The sequence below is a fragment of the Acinetobacter sp. DMC2 genome (genome assembly GCF_056314305.1).
Map to the genome: position 1 here is coordinate 1 of NZ_JBQUYP010000017.1, position 1,665 is coordinate 1,665.

A 1,665-nucleotide genomic window follows, 5' to 3' on the forward strand; every position below is an offset into this window, starting at 1 on the left:
TTGCAATTCTGGGGCGCAATGGGGCGGGTAAATCAACACTGCTTCAGCTTCTCTCAGGAATGCAATTTCCTATTCAAGGTTCAGTACATTTAGATGGTCTGGATCTGTCTTTAATTGATCCATCTGATGTACGTCGTGATATGGGTTTACTTAACCAGAATGCGTATCTTTTCTACGGTACGATTCGTGAGAACCTTACTTTGGGTGCTCCGCTTGCAACCGATGAAGAGATTCTTCGGGCTTTAGTGGTGACGGGTGCATTGCCTTTTGTTCAAGAGAAAAAAGAAGGATTAGATCACCTGATTTTAGAGGGTGGCGTTGGTTTCTCGGGTGGTCAGAAACAAGCATTATTATTGGCTCGTTTATTGATTCGTCAACCTAACATTTTATTGTTAGACGAACCAACAGCAGCCATTGATGATGTGGCCGAGAAACAATTGATTGATCATTTAAAAGGATGGCTGGCACATCGGACTTTGGTGGTTGCGACTCACCGCCGAGCTGTTTTAGAACTGGTGGACCGTATTATTGTGGTTAACGATGGCAAAATCGTAATGGATGGTCCAAGAGATCAGGTCCTTAATCAATCAATAGCCCAACAAAAACAAGTGCAAGGGGGTAATTCATGAGCGAACCACAAAAAGAACAAGAACTCACCCGTTCAATGAATGTCTCTTATAGTGAGCCACCATTACCACGTGCCAGTTTAGTAATCTGGATTGTGGGGATTGGCTTAGTTATTTTCTTTATCTGGGCATGGGTATTTAAACTTGAAGAAGTGTCTACTGGTACGGGTAAAGTGATTCCATCGTCTAAAGAGCAGGTGATTCAGTCTTTAGAGGGCGGTATTTTAACCAAGCTGAATGTACAAGAAGGCGACATTGTTCAAAAGGGCGAAATTCTTGCGCAATTAGATCCAACCCGTTTTGCGTCTAATGTGGGTGAATCTCGATCTTTACTGATCTCTGCTCAGGCAACAGCAGCGCGTTTGCGTGCGGAAGTTAATGGTACGCCATTGGTTTTTCCCGACATTGTGATGAAAGAACCAAAACTTGTACATGAAGAAACGGCGCTATATCGTTCACGTCGTGCTGATCTTGAGCAAACACTTTCGGGTTTAAAACAGGCTTTGCAACTGGTGCAACAAGAACTGGCGATGACAGAACCGTTAGTTGCTAAAGGTGCGGCAAGTGAGGTGGAAGTTTTACGTTTACGTCGTGAAGCAAATGATTTGCAAAACAAAATGAATGATGCGCAGAACCAGTATTATGTTAAGGCTCGTGAAGAGTTATCGAAAGCAAATACGGATAGTGAAACGCAACAACAAATCGTGCTGGGTCGTAGTGACAGTTTAGATCGTGCAGTGTTTAAAGCACCGGTACGTGGTGTTGTCAAAGAAATTGCGGTTACTACGCATGGTGGTGTTATTCCGCAAAACGGTAAATTGATGACCATTGTACCGATTGATGAGCAGTTGCTTATTGAGGCGCGTATTTTACCGCGTGACATTGCCTTTATTCGTCCGGGGCAAGAAGCACTGGTTAAGATTACTGCCTATGACTACTCAATTTATGGTGGTTTAAAAGGTAAGGTTACGGTTATTTCACCAGACACGATTCGTGATGAAGTGAAACAAGACCAATTCTATTATCGTGTTTATATCCG

2 protein-coding genes are annotated in these 1,665 nt (G+C 43.2%); both read left to right on the plus strand.

What is annotated here, in order from left to right; all coding sequences use genetic code 11:
* A partial coding sequence (locus ACT53H_RS19100; protein WP_476009875.1) for an ATP-binding cassette domain-containing protein occupies nucleotides 1-629 on the plus strand: 629 nt, incomplete at its 5' end.
* A partial coding sequence (locus ACT53H_RS19105) for a beta-barrel domain-containing protein (protein WP_476009876.1) occupies nucleotides 626-1,665 on the plus strand: 1,040 nt, incomplete at its 3' end. The genes ACT53H_RS19100 and ACT53H_RS19105, both read left to right, overlap by 4 nt.